Annotated in this window: 14 protein-coding genes and 1 tRNA gene; 6 read left to right on the forward strand and 9 right to left on the reverse strand. The window is 61.1% G+C overall.

Annotation, left to right across the window (positions count from 1 at the left end; all coding sequences use genetic code 11):
- Positions 1–60: 60 nt before the first annotated feature.
- Entirely contained in the window at positions 61–1,308 is a 1,248-nt protein-coding gene (locus ACXAEH_RS04240) for an Hsp70 family protein (protein WP_475031236.1), read from the reverse strand.
- A gap of 225 nt (positions 1,309–1,533) precedes the next feature.
- Between ACXAEH_RS04240 and ACXAEH_RS04245 the strand changes: the two genes are divergently transcribed.
- Together ACXAEH_RS04245 and ACXAEH_RS04250 are read left to right on the forward strand one after the other, a co-directional pair.
- Positions 1,534–2,544, forward strand: coding sequence for a calcium-binding protein (locus tag ACXAEH_RS04245; RefSeq protein WP_475031237.1), 1,011 nt, complete (start codon positions 1,534–1,536; stop codon positions 2,542–2,544).
- Between the two features lie 186 nt (positions 2,545–2,730).
- On the forward strand, positions 2,731–3,744 hold the full coding sequence (locus ACXAEH_RS04250) for a calcium-binding protein (protein ID WP_475031238.1): 1,014 nt from the start codon (positions 2,731–2,733) through the stop codon (positions 3,742–3,744).
- 118 nt (positions 3,745–3,862) lie between these two features.
- On the opposite strand, the gene glnA is transcribed toward ACXAEH_RS04250, so the two are convergent.
- Complete coding sequence (gene glnA, locus ACXAEH_RS04255) at positions 3,863–5,269, reverse strand: type I glutamate--ammonia ligase (RefSeq protein WP_475031239.1); 1,407 nt, start codon at positions 5,267–5,269, stop codon at positions 3,863–3,865.
- 45 nt (positions 5,270–5,314) lie between these two features.
- Entirely contained in the window at positions 5,315–5,653 is a 339-nt protein-coding gene (locus ACXAEH_RS04260) for a P-II family nitrogen regulator (protein ID WP_008554830.1), read from the reverse strand.
- A gap of 169 nt (positions 5,654–5,822) precedes the next feature.
- Here ACXAEH_RS04260 and ACXAEH_RS04265 point away from each other — a divergent pair, with 169 nt between their 5' ends.
- Positions 5,823–7,580, forward strand: coding sequence for an NAD(P)H-hydrate dehydratase (locus tag ACXAEH_RS04265; RefSeq protein WP_475031240.1), 1,758 nt, complete (start codon positions 5,823–5,825; stop codon positions 7,578–7,580).
- A gap of 7 nt (positions 7,581–7,587) precedes the next feature.
- Here the strand turns inward: ACXAEH_RS04265 and ACXAEH_RS04270 are convergent, their stop codons facing one another.
- A complete protein-coding gene (locus tag ACXAEH_RS04270) occupies positions 7,588–8,115 on the reverse strand; it encodes a Hint domain-containing protein (protein WP_475031241.1) in 528 nt (175 codons plus the stop codon).
- A gap of 221 nt (positions 8,116–8,336) precedes the next feature.
- Here ACXAEH_RS04270 and ACXAEH_RS04275 point away from each other — a divergent pair.
- From ACXAEH_RS04275 to tig, 3 genes are all read left to right on the forward strand, one after another.
- Positions 8,337–8,421: transfer RNA gene (locus tag ACXAEH_RS04275), tRNA-Leu, on the forward strand.
- Positions 8,422–8,915: 494 nt separating this feature from the next.
- Complete coding sequence (locus ACXAEH_RS04280; RefSeq protein ID WP_475031242.1) at positions 8,916–10,034, forward strand: porin; 1,119 nt, start codon at positions 8,916–8,918, stop codon at positions 10,032–10,034.
- A 221-nt stretch (positions 10,035–10,255) separates the two neighbouring features.
- Positions 10,256–11,587, forward strand: a complete 1,332-nt coding sequence (gene tig, locus ACXAEH_RS04285; protein WP_475031243.1) for a trigger factor — start codon at positions 10,256–10,258, stop codon at positions 11,585–11,587.
- Between the two features lie 53 nt (positions 11,588–11,640).
- Here tig and ACXAEH_RS04290 read toward each other — a convergent pair whose 3' ends face one another.
- From ACXAEH_RS04290 to ACXAEH_RS04310, 5 genes are all read right to left on the reverse strand, one after another.
- Positions 11,641–12,324 (reverse strand): HTTM domain-containing protein, encoded by a 684-nt coding sequence (locus tag ACXAEH_RS04290; RefSeq protein ID WP_475031244.1) that lies wholly within the window; start codon positions 12,322–12,324, stop codon positions 11,641–11,643.
- Positions 12,321–12,731 carry a hypothetical protein gene (locus ACXAEH_RS04295; RefSeq protein WP_475031245.1) on the reverse strand — a complete coding sequence of 137 codons (411 nt, stop codon included), beginning with the start codon at positions 12,729–12,731 and terminating at the stop codon, positions 12,321–12,323. The genes ACXAEH_RS04290 and ACXAEH_RS04295 overlap by 4 nt, the downstream gene beginning before the upstream one ends.
- 195 nt (positions 12,732–12,926) lie before the next feature.
- The gene (locus ACXAEH_RS04300; RefSeq protein ID WP_475031246.1) at positions 12,927–13,394 is read right to left on the reverse strand and encodes a transglycosylase SLT domain-containing protein; all 468 of its coding nucleotides are present in this window, start codon (positions 13,392–13,394) and stop codon (positions 12,927–12,929) included.
- Positions 13,395–13,809: 415 nt separating this feature from the next.
- Positions 13,810–15,420 (reverse strand): cobalamin-dependent protein, encoded by a 1,611-nt coding sequence (locus ACXAEH_RS04305; protein WP_475031247.1) that lies wholly within the window; start codon positions 15,418–15,420, stop codon positions 13,810–13,812.
- 292 nt (positions 15,421–15,712) lie between these two features.
- On the reverse strand, positions 15,713–15,904 hold the full coding sequence (locus ACXAEH_RS04310) for a hypothetical protein (RefSeq protein ID WP_475031248.1): 192 nt from the start codon (positions 15,902–15,904) through the stop codon (positions 15,713–15,715).
- Positions 15,905–16,072 lie beyond the last annotated feature (168 nt).

The raw sequence follows: 16,072 nt of genomic DNA on the forward strand, positions 1-16,072 counted from the left end.
CAGCCTAGCGTGCTGGCGCCCTTTGTCTAACGGGAATTCCTTGCAATGGTTCCCATCCGCCTAAGCAAAGGCCCCAGCTGCGGCCAGGGCCAGGCCATCGGCGACGGCCGTCATGGCATTTGCTGTTTCGGTGCGGGCATTTGGACAAAGCGCCTGCATCTGCGCCTGCACTGCTGCCAGCAGCGAAGAGCCGCCGACCAGCACAATCCGCTCCACCCGGTCCGGAGAAATACCGGCCTGTGCCAGCGTTTCCGCCGCGCAGGCGCCGATGGCGGCGGTCTGTTCCGCCAGGGTCCGGTTCATATCTTCTGCGGGCAGCGGCACGGACAGGCCGCGCTCCAGCAGTTTCAGGTCGATCGCGGCTGCGCCATCTGTTCCGTTGGCCCGTATCTTGCCGCGTTCGACAGCAAAGGCTAGCTCGTGACCCAGCTCGTCCTCCAGCACCGCAACCAGGCGCGCCAGCTTGTCCGGCTCCGCTGCATTGGCTTCCAGGTCCCTGGCCGCCCGGCGGCTTTCCGGCGTGTAGAGGAAAGGGATCATCTGCCATGTGGCCAGATCGTTGAACAGCCGGTTGGGCGCGGGCAGCGTGCCGCCGCCGAAGCTGTTGCGGATCGGGCTGCCGCGGCCCAGCAAGGGCATCACGTGATGAATGCTGAGCTGACGGTCGAAATCGGTGCCGCCCAGCCGGACTCCGTTTGACGCAAGAATGCGGGGCCGGCCGTTCCCCTGCTGCTCGAAGGCGGTAAAGTCCGAAGTGCCGCCGCCGATGTCGACAATCAGACCCAGGCCCGGCACAGGCGCTGCAGCGCGCAGGGCTGCTTCGGGCTCATACATGAACAGCACGTCCTGAAATCCGGCTTCAAGGTAGCAGGCACGCAGGTCCTTTTCGGCCTGAACGTTGCGCTCTTCATCCTTGGAGTGAAACCGCACAGGCCGTCCCGACAGCGCATGGCTGAATTCCATATGCGTTGCAGTCTCTGCCCGGCGTTTCATCTCTGCCAGGAACCGCGCGATCAGTGTGGCAAAGCTCAGCCGCTCACCGCCAAAGCGCCGTTCCTCCTGCAAGAGGGGCGTGCCAAGCAGGCTTTTCAGCGCCCGCATAAACCGGCCTTCGTCGCCGCTGATCAGAGCCCGGGCGGCGCTGTGTCCAATTCGCATTCGGCATGTGTTCTCTTCAAAAAATACTGCTGTGGGGAGTGTCTGTTCACCAGGCTCCATCTCGACCAGCCAGGGCCGGCCCGCAACCGCAATCCCGGCGGCTGAGTTGGACGTTCCAAAATCGATGCCAAGAGTGCTGGGGGCAGGCATGGCGGGCTCCTGTGCGGCAAGTGGAACCGGCTGCACTAACGCCGCAAGCGGTTCAGATCAAGGGTTCTAAAACCAAACCCGCCAGCCGCCCTGGTGATCGCTGCGGCACATACAAGGACTGGATGGTGTTGCAAGAGCAAGCAATTCAACGCATATTGCAAACCGAAACTTTCTCTTCTTGATTGCATTTCCAATAACCTGAAATTTTCTCAACGGAATCGATCCATGGCTCGGAATGATGAAATAACAGACGCACCGAACGACAGTTCCACACCCTATAGCATTGGTGTTGGAGAACGGTTTTTTGGAGCGCTGTGGGGGAGTGAAGACCCGGATTGGGTGTCCGTTCAACTGACTGCTGGCGAGGATTATGCCTTTGGCCTGCAAGGCGGGGCTACGGACAGGGGGTCGCTGGGCAATCCCTTTCTGAACCTGAGAGACAGTGACGGGAATGTGGTGGCCAGTGATGATAATCAAGGCATCCGCGGCGATTTACTCCTGGTGTTCACGCCGTCTGAAACGGCCACTTATTACCTTGAAGTGACATCCTTTGAGTTTTCCAGCTTTGGCACTTACATGCTGAAAGCCTGGGGCGAGGCCGCTGTTGCCTCCGCTGAAGGCAGCAGGCTGGTCGCTACCGACTGGGACAGTGTGCTGGTGGGAGAGGCGGGCAATGATCATTTGTCTGTAGACGGCGGCCGCGGCCATTTCTGGGGCTGGAAAGGCCGCGACACTTTGATTGGTGGCGACGGCCGTGACACCATGATTGGCGGCTGGGGCAACGACCTGATCGAGGGCGGTGGCGGCAGGGACCGGCTTACCGGAGGCAGGCACCAGGATACACTGATCGGCGGTTCCGGAGCGGACAGTCTGAAGGGCTATAGCGGCCATGATGAATTGCGCGGCGGGCGCGGAAACGACGTGCTTGTCGGCGATAGCGGCCGTGACACGCTTTCCGGCGGCCGTGGTGACGATACTTTGTCCGGAGGCGGTAATGAAGACACCTTTGTCTTTGCCGACCGGGCCGGCAATGATCTCATCACCGATTTTAAACCTGATTGGGGAGATGTAATTGATTTGTCGAGGAATTCCGAAATCAACTCTTACGATGATCTGATGGCCAGCCATATTTCGCAATCAGGCGCGGATGTTGTCATCAATGATACGGCTGGAAATACCACGACCTTGGCCAATGTCAGTCTTGCCAGCCTGAGCCAGGAACATTTCCTGTTCTAGACCAGCGGATTTTCCGGTCAGGCCAAGGCGGCAGAGCTAAAATTGGCGGTGCGCGGTGCGCGGGGGGAGGAACGCTGCCCCGCCGCAGCCTATACTGTTGATGCGCGTGCTGCCCCTTGGATGGTTAGGGCTCATTGCTGCTTTTTTTGAAACATAGGTCCAGTTATTTGAGGAGCAGACCCCGTTATGTCCCGGATTGTAGAGGTTACAGAAGCGCCGGACGGCAGTTCCACCCCTTATAGCCTTGAAATTGGCGACCGGTTTTACGGCGAATTGCTGCGGATAGACGAGTTGGATTGGGTTTCGATAGAGCTGACTGCCGGGGTGGACTATGCCTTTGGCATGCAAGCGACCCATACAAATAAGGGCAGCCTGAGAGACCCGTATGTTTACCTGCGAGACAGCGATGGAACTGAGGTTGCACGGAATGATGATGGCGGGATCGAATTTGACTCGCTTCTGCTGTTCACGCCGACTGAAACGGGAACCTACTACCTGAGCGCGGAATCCTATTTGGGCCAGAGTATAGGAACATATATGCTGAGAACCTGGGGAGAAGCCGCTGTAATTACCGGACCGAACAGCGGCACACGGGTGGCAACGCACCGGGACAGTGTCCTGATCGGCCAGAGCGGCGATGACCATTTATCGGTTGATGGCGGGCGCGGACATTTCTGGGGCCAAGGCGGAAATGACACAATGCTTGGCGGCGATGGCCGCGACGTCATGTTCGGGAGCTGGGGCAATGACCGGCTTGAAGGCGGTGGCGGCATGGACCGGCTGACGGGCGGGCAGCAGGGGGACAAGCTGATTGGCGGCCAGGGCGCGGATACTCTGAAAGGCCATTCAGGCGATGACGATTTGAACGGTGGCCGCGGTGATGACTGGATCGAGGGCGGGCGCGGCGCTGACAGGATAATCGGCGGCCGTGGAGACGATACGCTGCTCGGCGGGGAAGATAGCGACACGTTTATTTTCGGGGACATGTCCGGGGCAGACACAGTGACCGACTTTCAGCACGGAGGAACTGATCTCATAGATTTGTCGGCGAATTCCGGAATCGACTCCTACAACGATCTAATGAACAGCCATATGTCGCAATCCGGCGCGGATGTTCTTATTGATGACACGTCTGGAAATACGGTGACCCTGGCGGGCATCAGCCTCGGTGACCTCAGCCAGGACGATTTTCTGTTCTAAGGCAGCGTTCGCGGACTGCCTGGTGGCGGCCGTGCGGGGGTGTTAGTTGAGTGGGAAGCTGTAACAGCAAAAAAGGGCACCCGGCCGGGTGCCCTTTCTATATTTTGGCGGGGACAGCTTAGCAGCTGTAGTACATGCCGAATTCCACCGGGTGCGGGGTGTGCTCGTACTTGTGGACCTCTTCCATCTTCAGCTCGATGTAGCCGTCGATCTGGTCCTTGGTGAACACGTCGCCCTGCAGCAGGAAGTCGTGGTCGGCGGCCAGGGCGTCGATGGCTTCGCGCAAGCTGCCGCAGACGGTCGGGATGCCTTCCAGCTCTTCGGCCGGCAGATCGTAGAGGTTCTTGTCCATGGCTTCGCCCGGATCGATCTTGTTCTTGATGCCGTCCAGGCCGGCCATCAGCAGCGCGGCAAAGCACAGGTAGGGGTTTGCCGCCGGATCGGGGAAGCGGGCCTCGACGCGCTTGGCTTTCGGGCTTTCGGTCCACGGAATACGCACGCAGCCGGAGCGGTTGCGGGCGGAGTAAGCGCGCAGAACCGGGGCTTCAAAGCCGGGGATCAGGCGCTTGTAGGAGTTGGTGGACGGGTTGGTGAAGGCGTTCAGGGTCTTGGCGTGCTTCAGGATGCCGCCGATGAAGTAGATCGCCTCGTCCGACAGGTCAGCATATTTGTCGCCTGCAAACAGCGGCTTGCCGTCTTTCCAGATCGACATGTTGACGTGCATGCCCGAGCCGTTGTCGCCATAGATCGGCTTCGGCATGAAGGTGGCCGATTTGCCGTAGGCGTGCGCCACGTTGTGGATCACGTATTTGTACTTCTGCAGTTCGTCGGCCTGTTTGGTCAGGCTGTCGAAGATCAGGCCCAGCTCGTGCTGGCAGGAGGCCACTTCGTGGTGGTGCTTGTCGACCTTCATGCCCAGGCGCTTCATGGTCGACAGCATCTCGGAACGCAGGTCCTGTGCTTCGTCGGTCGGGTTCACCGGGAAGTAGCCGCCCTTCAGGCCCGGGCGGTGGCCCATGTTGCCCATTTCGAACTCGGCGTCGGTGTTCCAGGAGCCGTCGGTTGCGTCAACTTCATAAGACACCTTGTTGATGGTGTTGGAGTAACGCACGTCGTCGAACAGGAAGAATTCCGCTTCCGGGCCCATATAGGCCACATCGCCGATGCCGGAGGACTTCAGGTAGGCTTCCGCTTTCTGCGCGGTGCCCCGCGGGTCGCGCTCATAGGCTTCGCCGGTGTCGGGCTCAACGATGGAGCAATGCAGGCACAGGGTTTTTTCCGCGTAGAACGGATCGATATAGGCCGAGGTGGTGTCGGCCATCAGTTTCATGTCGGAGTTTTCGATCGACTTCCAGCCGGCGATCGAGGAGCCGTCGAACATGAAGCCTTCTTCCAGGAAGTCTTCGTCGACCAGGTCCACGTCCACGGTCACATGCTGCAAGCGGCCGCGCACGTCGGTGAAACGGATGTCGACGTAGGCCACGTCTTCTTCACGGAGAGTCTTGAGAACTGCGTCTACGCTCATTCCCTTGGTCCTTCTGATATAGGTATCTGGAGATTTCGTGTGTGTTTACAGCGCGTCCGGGCCGGTCTCGCCGGTACGGATGCGGATGGCTTGCTCGACGGGCGAGACAAAGATTTTGCCGTCGCCGATCTTGTCGGTCTTGGCGGCGTCGACAATGGCCTCGATCGCCTGGTCGACCTGATCGTCGTCCAGCACAACCTCGACTTTCACCTTGGGCAGGAAGTCGACCACATATTCGGCGCCGCGGTAAAGCTCAGTGTGGCCCTTCTGGCGGCCGAAACCCTTGACCTCGATGACAGAAAGACCCTGGACGCCGACGTCCTGCAACGCTTCCTTCACCTCATCCAGTTTAAAAGGCTTGATGATGGCTTCGATCTTTTTCATGCCTGGGCTCCTCGCAAGCTTGTTGGGGGTGTCATTTCACTTCTAAATGAAGGCAGCAATGCAAGGCTGTGCAGCTGCGGCATTTGAAGGCGGGATTTGAAGCTGTCTGCCTAAAAATTAAGCACTGCGCCTGGAAAATGCGCAGAATTGAATCGGGGAAGGGCGAAACATGACCGAACTGCTGACCGCAGCCCAAATGCGGGCCATCGAGCAGGCCGCCATTGCATCCGGCGAGGTGACTGGGCTGGAACTGATGGAGCGGGCCGGGCAGGGGGTGGTGGAGGCCATCTTCGAGGAGTGGCCGGAGCTGGCGGAGCCTGTTGAAAGCGGTCGAGGGGCCGGCCCCTCGCGCTCCCCGGAGTATTTGGGGAAAGATGAAAGCCCGCGCCGGGCCGTTGTCCTGTGCGGGCCGGGCAACAACGGCGGCGACGGTTTTGTGGTGGCGCGGCTGCTGAAGGAGCGGGGCTGGGAGGTGGAGGTGTTCCTCTACGGAGACCCGGAAAAGCTGCCGCCGGATGCCAAGGCGAATTATGAGCGGTGGCGGGAGCTGGGTGAGACAAAACCGCTGTCTGAAGATTTTCGATCCTCGGTACTTCAGCCAACTCTTCTGATAGACGCTTTGTTCGGTACCGGACTTTCGCGGCCGCTTCCAGAATTGGTTCGCGACGTAGTTCGAGGCCTTTATGACTGGCGACGTGGTTGGAAGCCCGAAGTGAAAGGCGAGAGAGCCGGGATGAAACTTAGAAGAGTTTCGGTAGATCTGCCTTCTGGTTTGTGTGCCAATTCCGGGTTTGCGCTTTTGTCTCAAGAAAGGATCGACAGCGGACAGGCTGCTGGCAGCACGTTCGTTTCATGGGCGTCATTTGTCTTCGAAACCGAACTCACAGTGACGTTTCACAGCCCGAAAATTGGCCACTATTCCGGAAATCCAAGCTGCAATGGAGCTAGTGTCAAAGTTGTTGACATCGGGCTCCGGGGCGACGCGATGGAAAGAACAGTTGCCTGTGCGCAGGATACGGATTTAGAGCGAGTCCGGTTGCTTGAACCCCGGTTTTGCGGGCGTCCTTTGAAATCTCCGGGGTTTCCGCACCCAATGCTCGATAAATCGGGGGGGGGGCACAAATACAATGAGGGCCACGCCCTCGTCCTCTCCGGTGGCCACGGTAAAACCGGCGCTGCCCGCCTCGCTGCCCGCGGAGCCCTGCGCATCGGGGCAGGGCTGGTCACTGTCGGCTCGCCGCGTTCAGCGATGTTTGAAAATGCCGCCAACCTGACCGCCATCATGCTGCGCCAGATCGACGGCGCGCATGGGGTCAGCGAAATGCTGGAGGATGAGCGCTTCAATGCGGTCTGCCTTGGCCCCGGCCTCGGGCGCGGTGCCGATACGCAGGCGGTGGTGATGGCTGTGCTGAAGGAAAACCGCTCCACCGTGTTGGACGCGGATGCGCTCACAAGGTTTGAACTGAAGCCGGAAGCGCTGTTTGAAATCCTGCACGAAAACTGCGTGCTGACCCCGCATGGCGGCGAATTTGCCAAGCTGTTCCCGGACCTGGCGGAAAAGCTGGACGCGCCCGCCACCGCGGGCCCGGCCTATTCCAAGGTAGACGCCACCCGCGAGGCGGCAAAACGTGCGGGCTGCGTGGTGCTGTTCAAAGGGCCGGACACAGTGATCGCGGCGCCGGACGGGCGCTGTTCAGTGAATTCTGCCCATTACAAGCGTTCCGCCCCCTGGCTTGCAACCGCCGGGTCGGGGGATGTGCTGGCGGGTTTCATCACCGGATTGCTGGCGCGCGGCTTCGCACCGATGCAGGCGGCCGAAACCGCTGCATACATTCACGTCGAGTGCGCGCTGGAATTCGGCCCCGGCCTGATCGCCGAGGACCTGCCGGAGCAGATCCCCGCGGTGTTCCGGAAACTGGGGCTATGACGCAGTGTCAAGCCGCTGGGCGTAGGTCCTCGGGGGCTTGCGCTGCGGCTGCCAGTTCCAAACCGCCTGCATAAATCACATGCGGGCGGGAGAATTCCAGGATGGTGAGATCCATCATCTGCAGGCCCATGTCACGGATGAATTCGCCGTCCACCAGTTCATAGGCCGGCACCACCGCCTGCGGCTGGCCGAACATCGCCTTTGCACGCCAGTCACGCACCAGAACCCGCTGATCCCAAGGCACGGTGAGGTCGCCCTCCCCCCGGGTGTCGCCAAGCGAACCGGCTGAAATGCACACCGCCTGCAGCATGGCGCGCCGGGTTTTGACGGCCTCCACCTGCGCCATTCCCTGCGTGCGGGTGATCAGGCTGTCGCCTGCCTTGATTTCTTCCGCCGCGCGTTCGCCTTCGCGGGTCAGCACAATGGTGCCGCGCAGCAGGCTGATGTTCTGGCTGCCCTGAAACAGCCGTCGGGGTTGAGCCTGGCCACGCGCAGCCAGCTGCGCGCGCAAGGCCGCATTGCCAAACGGTTTCATGATGTTGCTCGCTCTGTTTGCCTCAGAATTTTTTTCCGAAACTACGGCACAACCGGATTCCAGGCCTAGCCTATTCCGGCAAAAACCCGCTTATTGTTGCAATTATGCGGACGGATTGTTGCTGTCCTGCACCGATGGCAGCCTGTGCGATTTTCTCTCGCATCCCCTGCAAAGCTTTGTTATTGAGCGCGGCACGCAAGGCCGCGGGCTTTGCGGCACGTGCGGGTGTGGCGGAATTGGTAGACGCACCAGATTTAGGTTCTGGCGCCGCAAGGCGTGGGGGTTCAAGTCCCTTCACCCGCACCACTTGACTTCTTTGCCAAATGAGAACGCAAGGGCGTTGGGTCCAGCCGGAACCGGAACCCTTTTGTTTTGCTATGCCCTGGGGGGCTGCCGCCCGGCTGGAGGCCGCAACCGTTCGGTTTTTCTGACATTTGTGATGCGCGGAACCAGCCGCAGTAAGGCGCTTGCGCTGCTGAAATACTCTGCCCGGGAGGCATCGGCGGCCTGTGCAAAAAGACACGGTAGACTGAGCAATTTCGAAGAGTTGCATGAACCGCATGGCGCATCTGCAAAACGCGCTGCGCCGAATGTGATTAAGATCACGTAAGCCCCTGTTCGCGAGCGGTTTTATGCTTTCAACGGGAGCGTCATGAGCGAAAATCCGCCTATTCTGGCGACGTGAAATTCAACGGGGATTTCAACCCTGAAGGCTCAAAAAAACGCGTGTTAGCCCGTTGCCAGGCCGCGGTCTCAGGGATGGAGAGGCTCGCAGCCGACGGAACAGGAAACTCAAGAAAATGAGCATCAAATATGCATCCCGCGCCGGGGCAGTTGCGCTGGCGGCCATTGCGGCAGCCCCGGCTATGGCCGGCCCCACTTACACCAGTGAGTCCGGCGGCAGCTTCCGCTGGTACGGCCAGTTCAACCCGTCCTTCCAGTCCTTTGATGACGGTCAGGAAGACTTCAACCGCCTCGTTGACAACGAAGCCTCCAACTCGCGCATCGGCTTTTGGCTGGAGCAGAGCTTTGGCGAAAACACCCTGCGGTTCAACTTTGAGACCGCCTTTGGCTTCCGCGCCTCAGACGGGGTGAACCAGCTGACCACCGGCGACAACGTGAGCTGGGACCGGACCAACATCCGCCATGTGGACTTCCAGTTCGACACTGCGCGCTATGGCCGCTTCTCGGCAGGCCAAGGGTCGATGGCAACCGACGGGATTACCGGCGCGGACTTCTCGGGCACCGGACTTGGCGCCTCCAACTCGGTGGCAAATTCCGCGGGCGGATACGCATTCCGCACCAGCGGCGGGGCGCTGAGCGGCGTGGAAATCGGCGATGCTTTCACCGATCTGGACGGCAGCCGTCTGGGCCGGATCCGCTACAATTCGCCGGAACTGGCCGGTTTCACGTTCTCGACCTCCTATGGCACCGATGTGCTGCGTGACGCCAATGACCGCGAAAGCTATGATGTTGCGGTCCGCTGGGCCAATGACGATGCTGCAGGCTTTGCCATCGACACCGGTATCGGCGCCTCCTGGACCGAAGAAACCGGCGAGGCCGACCGCCGCGACATCTCCGGCTCCTTTGCGGTGCTGCACAAATCCACCGGTCTGTCGCTTAATGTGGCCGCGGGCGAGCGCGACATTGCAGGCACCTATGCCTATGCCAAGCTTGGCTACAAGGCAGACCTGATTGCTGCGGGCTCCACCGCGTTTTCGGTCGACTACTATGACGGCTCCGACATGGTGACCGCTGGCGACAGCGCGGAATCCTGGGGCGTGGCCGCGGTTCAGAAAATCGACAGTCTGAACGTCGAAACCTATCTGGCCTACCGCGACTATTCCTATGCCGACACCAGTGCCACCACCTATCAGGATGCCAATGTGATCCTGGCAGGCGCGCGCTGGAAGTTCTGATCTCTCAACTCCCTCGGTTTCAGAACACAAACACGTCCCTTCGGGGGCGTGTTTCTTCGTTTGCAGCGGCTGAACCCCAGCGGAAAATGCATGGGAAAACGGCCAATTCCACGGTGAAGCAGGCAATGCCTCTTGCGCCGCCGCCGTTGTCCACATAGAAGACCGCAAATTGTCTGGGGGCGCCTGCGTGCATGCGCTCCGAATCTCTTATGGGGAATATGATGCAGGTCACCGAGACGCTGAACGAAGGTCTGAAACGCGGCTACGCCATCACCGTCACCGCTGACGAGCTGGCCGAAAAGGTCAACGAGAAGCTCGCCGAAGCGCAGCCGGAAATCGAAATGAAGGGTTTCCGCAAGGGCAAAGTGCCGATGGCGCTGCTGAAAAAGCAGTTTGGCCAGCGCCTGATGGGCGAAGCGATGCAGGAAGCCGTCGACGGCGCCATGAACCAGCACTTCGAGGACAGCGGCGACCGTCCGGCGATGCAGCCCGACGTCAAGATGACCAACGAAGACTGGAAAGAAGGCGACGACGTCAACGTCGAGATGTCCTATGAGGCGCTGCCGGAAATCCCCGAAGTCGACTTCTCCGGCGTCGAGCTGGAAAAACTGGTTGTGAAGGCCGAAGACGAAGCCGTCACCGAGGCGCTGAACAACCTGGCTGAAACAGCCAAGGAATTCGAAGCGCGTGAAGAAGGCGCAGCAGCTGAAGACGGCGACCAGGTTGTGATCGACTTCCTGGGCAAGGTTGACGGCGAAGCTTTTGACGGCGGTGCAGGCGACGACTACCCGCTGACCCTGGGCTCCAACTCCTTTATCCCCGGCTTCGAAGAGCAGCTGGTCGGCACCAAAGCCGGTGAAGAAAAAGACGTGAACGTCACCTTCCCGGAAGAATACGGTGCAGAGCACCTGGCCGGCAAAGAGGCTGTCTTCACCTGCAAGGTGAAAGAGGTCAAAGCCCCGAAAGCGGCCGAGATCGACGACGAGCTGGCGAAAAAATTCGGCGCTGACGACCTGGACGGCCTGAAAGGCCAGATCTCCGAGCGTCTGGAAGCCGAATACGCCGGTGCTGCCCGCGCGGTGATGAAGCGCGCGCTGCTGGACAAGCTGGACACCCTGGTTTCCTTCGACCTGCCGCCGTCGCTGGTGGAAGCCGAAGCCAAGCAGATCGCACACCAGCTGTGGCACGAGGAAAACCCGGACGTGCAGGGCCACAACCATCCTGAAATCGAAGCCACCGACGAGCACAACACCCTGGCCGAGCGCCGCGTGCGCCTGGGCCTGCTGCTGGCCGAACTGGGCCAGAAAGCCGAGGTCGAAGTGACCGACGCCGAAATGACCCAGGCGATCATGGCGCAAGCCCGCCAGTACCCGGGCCAGGAGCGTCAGTTCTTCGAGTTCATCCAGCAGAACGCCCAGATGCAGCAGCAACTGCGCGCGCCGATTTTTGAAGACAAGGTTGTCGACCACATCGTCTCCCAGGCGAAGGTGGAAGAGAAAGAAGTCTCCAAAGATGACCTGCAAAAGGCTGTGGAGGCGCTGGAAGAGGAGTAATCCTCCTCAGCTCTCAGAGTTAAGGAAAGGCCGCCCCAAGGGCGGCCTTTTCGTTACAGGATTACCCGCTCCTGCAGCCAAAAAAGGGACGGGTAGGCGGCCAGCCAGATCCAGAAGAACCGGTTCAGCCCGAACAGGCAGGCATTGGCCAGATGGAACAGGGCCGCGGTGAACAGGGCCAGCACCAACGCCTCTTGGCTGAAGAGCGCCAGCGGAAATGCCACCTCGAACAGCATTACCGCCCAGCCCATCACCCACAGCAGGCGCGGATAGTCCGCAAGACCGCGCAAGCCTTCGCTGACCGGGTAGGCGGAGAACCGGAACACATCCTGCAGCGCCCGGCCCGAGCGCCACTCTGGGTTCACGATCTTCACCTGGCCGGAGATGAAGTAGCAGATCACCAGTTGCCCCGCGAGATAGGCAAAGGCGTATTCCTGCCATTGCACGGACGGCAGCCAGCGGGCGGCGGTGAGGCAGCAGAGGATCAGCAGGCTCATCTTGTCGCTGCCGCCGTTATAGGGACCCTGGAAGCGCCGCAGATGCAGCAGGCCCAAGCCCAGCAGCCCCAGCAGGACCCAGGGCGTGGCAAGGCCCGCCAGCAGCAGCCCGCTGAGGACAAGCCGGGGTCCGTGAATGATCTGCTCATTGCGGAATCCCCCCAGATGCTCAAGGCTTTGCAGCAGAAAGGCAAAGCCCAGCAGGATTTCGGTCATGCGCAGGGCAAGCTCCAGGCTCATGCCGCGGCCTCAGGCGGGATCGGCCACGGCTCCGACTGATAGGTAACGGCCTGCACCAGGCTTCCATCTTCGTCCCGGTCGATGAAGACGAGGCGGAATTGGAGATAAGGCTGCATTGCGCCTGCGGGCAGGGTGCGGGAAAGCTGTGCCGCGATCCGGCGCTGGATTTCCTGCAGGCTGTGTTCCGTTTGGTTGAGGGTCAGCCGCTCTGCGCAGCTGACCAGGAACAGGCCCTCATTCCAGTGCGGGTTCCACAGCATCCGCCGCGCCATGGACGCCAGGGACAGATGCCGGGGCCGGGGGCGGAACTCCTGCCAGGAAGAGGCCGTGCTGCCTGGATTTTCCAGCAGTGTCCATTCCACCCTTGGGGAGGGGTCAATCGACTTGAAAAAACGCCAGGATGGCATCAGGGCGGGAAGAAGGAGTTTGATCAGGCTCAGCATGGCGCCAGTTAAGCCGCAGCTGATTACAATTCCCCTAAAATGCGGGCCGCAAGCGGGCCCTCCCGCCCGGCCTTGCCGCCTTGCTGCGCAAGACAACGCGTCCCGTTGGGCCGGGCAGCGCCCCTGCAGGGCGCTGCGGATTGTGCGGCACAGACGAGGTCAGGGCCGCAGGCCGGTTTCCTTGAGCATGCCGCGGCGCTTGGCCTCGTAATAATAGCCGCGCGAATAGTGCTTTACCGCCTGGTCCTGGCTGCCATCGGAGATCAGCCAGGCGCCGCGCAGGTATTTCACCGCGTATTTCAGGTTGGTGTCCGCATCCAGCAGGTCCTTGGGCCGGCCCTGGAACCCCATCGAGCGGGCAGTGGCGGGCAGGATCTGCAGCAGCCCGTAATACGGCCGGTTCACTGCCCATGGCCGGTGGGTGCTTTCGCGCACCGCCAGCCGGTGCACCAGGCTGCGCGGCACCTCATAGTGGTCGGCCCAATGGTTGATCTTCTGCCTCAGCTCCGGAGTTTCGTTGGGAAAGAGCGGCGGATCATAGGCTGGCGGCGGTGCATCTGCACGGCTGCCGCAGGCGGCCAGCGCGCCGGCCGCGAGAATGAGGGAGAGCAAAACCCGGCGTTTCATCTGGCCTCCGGTGGGTTGGGGGATCGGGATCTGCGGCCAGCCTACAGACGGGCGCCGGGGCTGCAACCGGAACCCCCGGGCGGTGGCGCTTTTTCTCTCATGCCGTCCGCAAGCGGCGGCAATCTGGCGGCGCAAAGGCCTGCCGGGGAGAACCCTTGGGATTTGTGTCAAACTTTAAAATCAATGCAATTGTTAATTAGATATAAACACTACATGTTGGGGGTGCGCATTGAGGCAGAACCAACCCTCAGGGCAGTTTGCCCCTCACGCCTGTGGGGCAGCTGACCAAGTCGGGCAGAAGGGACCGCGGCTGTTTCCCAATTTTCCGCGGTCCCTACAAGCGCAAACCCGGCCCCTTGCGGGCGCCTGGATGGCAGTTGCCGTTTCCCCGGTGAAACGCACCCGGACCCGCAGATCATGCGTCCCGGCCGCGCCGCAGCAGATGCTGCAGACAGCGGCTTGCAGCAGTTAGATCCGGGCAGGGCCAGAGCCCCAGCTCCTGTAATTCGCGGCTCACGTCCACAGGCAGGCTGGTGTTGCTGGCCGCTGGAATTTCGTTCAGGCGGCCGCCGATCAGCACAGGGATCTCCGCGCCCTGGCTGGAAAGTGCTTGCAGCAATTCCCGGGCATAGCGGAGCGCAACGCCGTTATAAGTGCTGAGCGCAATGGCATCCGCACCATGGGTAATGGCCGCCGCCGCGACCTGCGCCGGGTCGCTGGAGATGCCGCCATCGGCCAGGGTGAAGCCTGTCCGCGCAAAGACCGTGTCCAGCAGCATTTTGCCATGCTCGTGCACATCGGTTGTTGCGGTCAGGATGCAGAGGCCCGGACGGGCAAGGGCCGTGAGAGATCCTCCGGCCGGGCTCGCCAGGAACACCTCCGCCTCTGCCTCGATGTCCGTGAAGGTGGTTGCAGCCACAACCGGCTGACGCCGCCCGGGCATGTCCGGGCGTGGCTGGCCTGCGCCAAAGCGCTGCTCCAGCGCCCGCCCGCCAACCCGGCGCAGGGCCAGCAGCAGTTCAAACGGGTCGGAAATATCTATGCCCGCCTCCTGCAGGCCGTGCAGAACCCTGTTGCAGAACCCCCTGGCCCCGGCCAGCAGGGTATTGCGCACCTGATCAATGGCGTCGATGTTCAACAGCGGCAGATACCCCTCGGCCAGCTCCCGCATCCGGTGCAAGTGGCACTGCGCGGCGATGATCTCGCCTGCGTCCGGGATCCGCTCGTTTTCGCTGACGGGCACCGGGTTCACGGCGTGGCCGGTCGGCAAAAGCCGCTGTGCCGCGATGTCGGCCAGCAGGTAGGAAGAAAGGCCCGCATAGTTTTCGGCATGGGTACCCTTGTAGAGCACAGTTGCGCCATAGACCTGCGAGCCGGGCACGCCGTCACAGAGCACGGCGAGCGCCCGCTGGAAGGCAATCCGGGTCAGCGGCTCAGTGAAATGGTGGCCGTAGCACACCGCATAGGGCGCGCCGATCAGATCCGTTACGATGTATTTCTCCAGCATCGCCTGGCCAAGTGCAGACGTCAGGTCCTCGTAGACAGCGGCATAGCCGTCATCGAGGTTTGAATGCACCAGAACCTCAACCGGCTGCGCGGCGATCAGGCCAAGCGCCTTGACCGTGGCGGCGGTGGTTTCCACGTCATCCGCATAGCCGGGCAGGCGGAAAGTGAAATACTGGCCCAGGTTGCCGATGGTTGTGGCACCGGCTGCCAGCGCTGAGCAGGTGTTTTCCAGCGCTGCCGGAAAGCCCAGCATGAAGTCGCCGAAATGCATCGCGGCCGGCGCGGCCTGGGTGAGGCGTGCAAAGTCCTCATCGCTCTTGAGCAAGATACCGGTGCCGCGGGCCTGTTCGCGGCGCTCTGCGCGCGGAAATCCCATTGACCAGTCGAGACACATGCCAAAGCGGTCGATCCGGGCGCCGCGTGCATCGCAAGCCTCATAGACCGAGGCCGTGGCCTCCACCGTATGCGCAAGGTCCCGGAAACCGAGGTGGGCATGCTGCATGACTGCGTCCGCAGCCATTTGCCGGCGCTTGTATTCAGCCTCGCTGGTGCAGCCCGTGGCCAGTTGAAAAGCGCTGTTGCCGACGCTCCACAGGCTTGCCAGCTGCCTGCCTTCATTCAGCAGTGTCTGGCCGGCCGGCAGGTCTGCCTCCGGAAAAATCCCGGCCCGGCTAAGAGGCGCTCGTGTCTGCATGGATCCCGCCGCAAATGAAATGTGTCACGGCGGGAACTTACTGCCTATGGCATCAAGCACCACATGATATTTCCGCCGGGCGCCATGAGAATGGCTTGCGGCGGTGCCGGCCCAGGCCTCAGTTCTGATGCAGCCGGGCCGGGCGGGTGGCTTCAAACAGCTCTGCCCCAGCCTGGATCATGCCCTGCGGCACCAGATCGGCAATGGCTTCGGTCTTGAAGTCCGGCCGGTCGAACCTGTGGCCCCGCAGCAGCCGGAACAGCAGCCTGCGCCGCAGGGCCAGTTCTTCCTGCTCCAATGCATCTTGCATGGCACACCCCTTTCTTGTCACCCGCAGCCATCGTGGCGGCTAAGGGCAAACGAATGGTTTACGCCGGTCCGGGGAAGTTCTTAAAACTTAAGAAAGCTTTGCAAGTTGTTAATCGCAAAAGAAAAAGGCCGCCTCAAAAGACGGCCTTTCCCATGTTTCGCCAATCCG

This window comes from Leisingera sp. ABM4_060 (genome assembly GCF_056158765.1).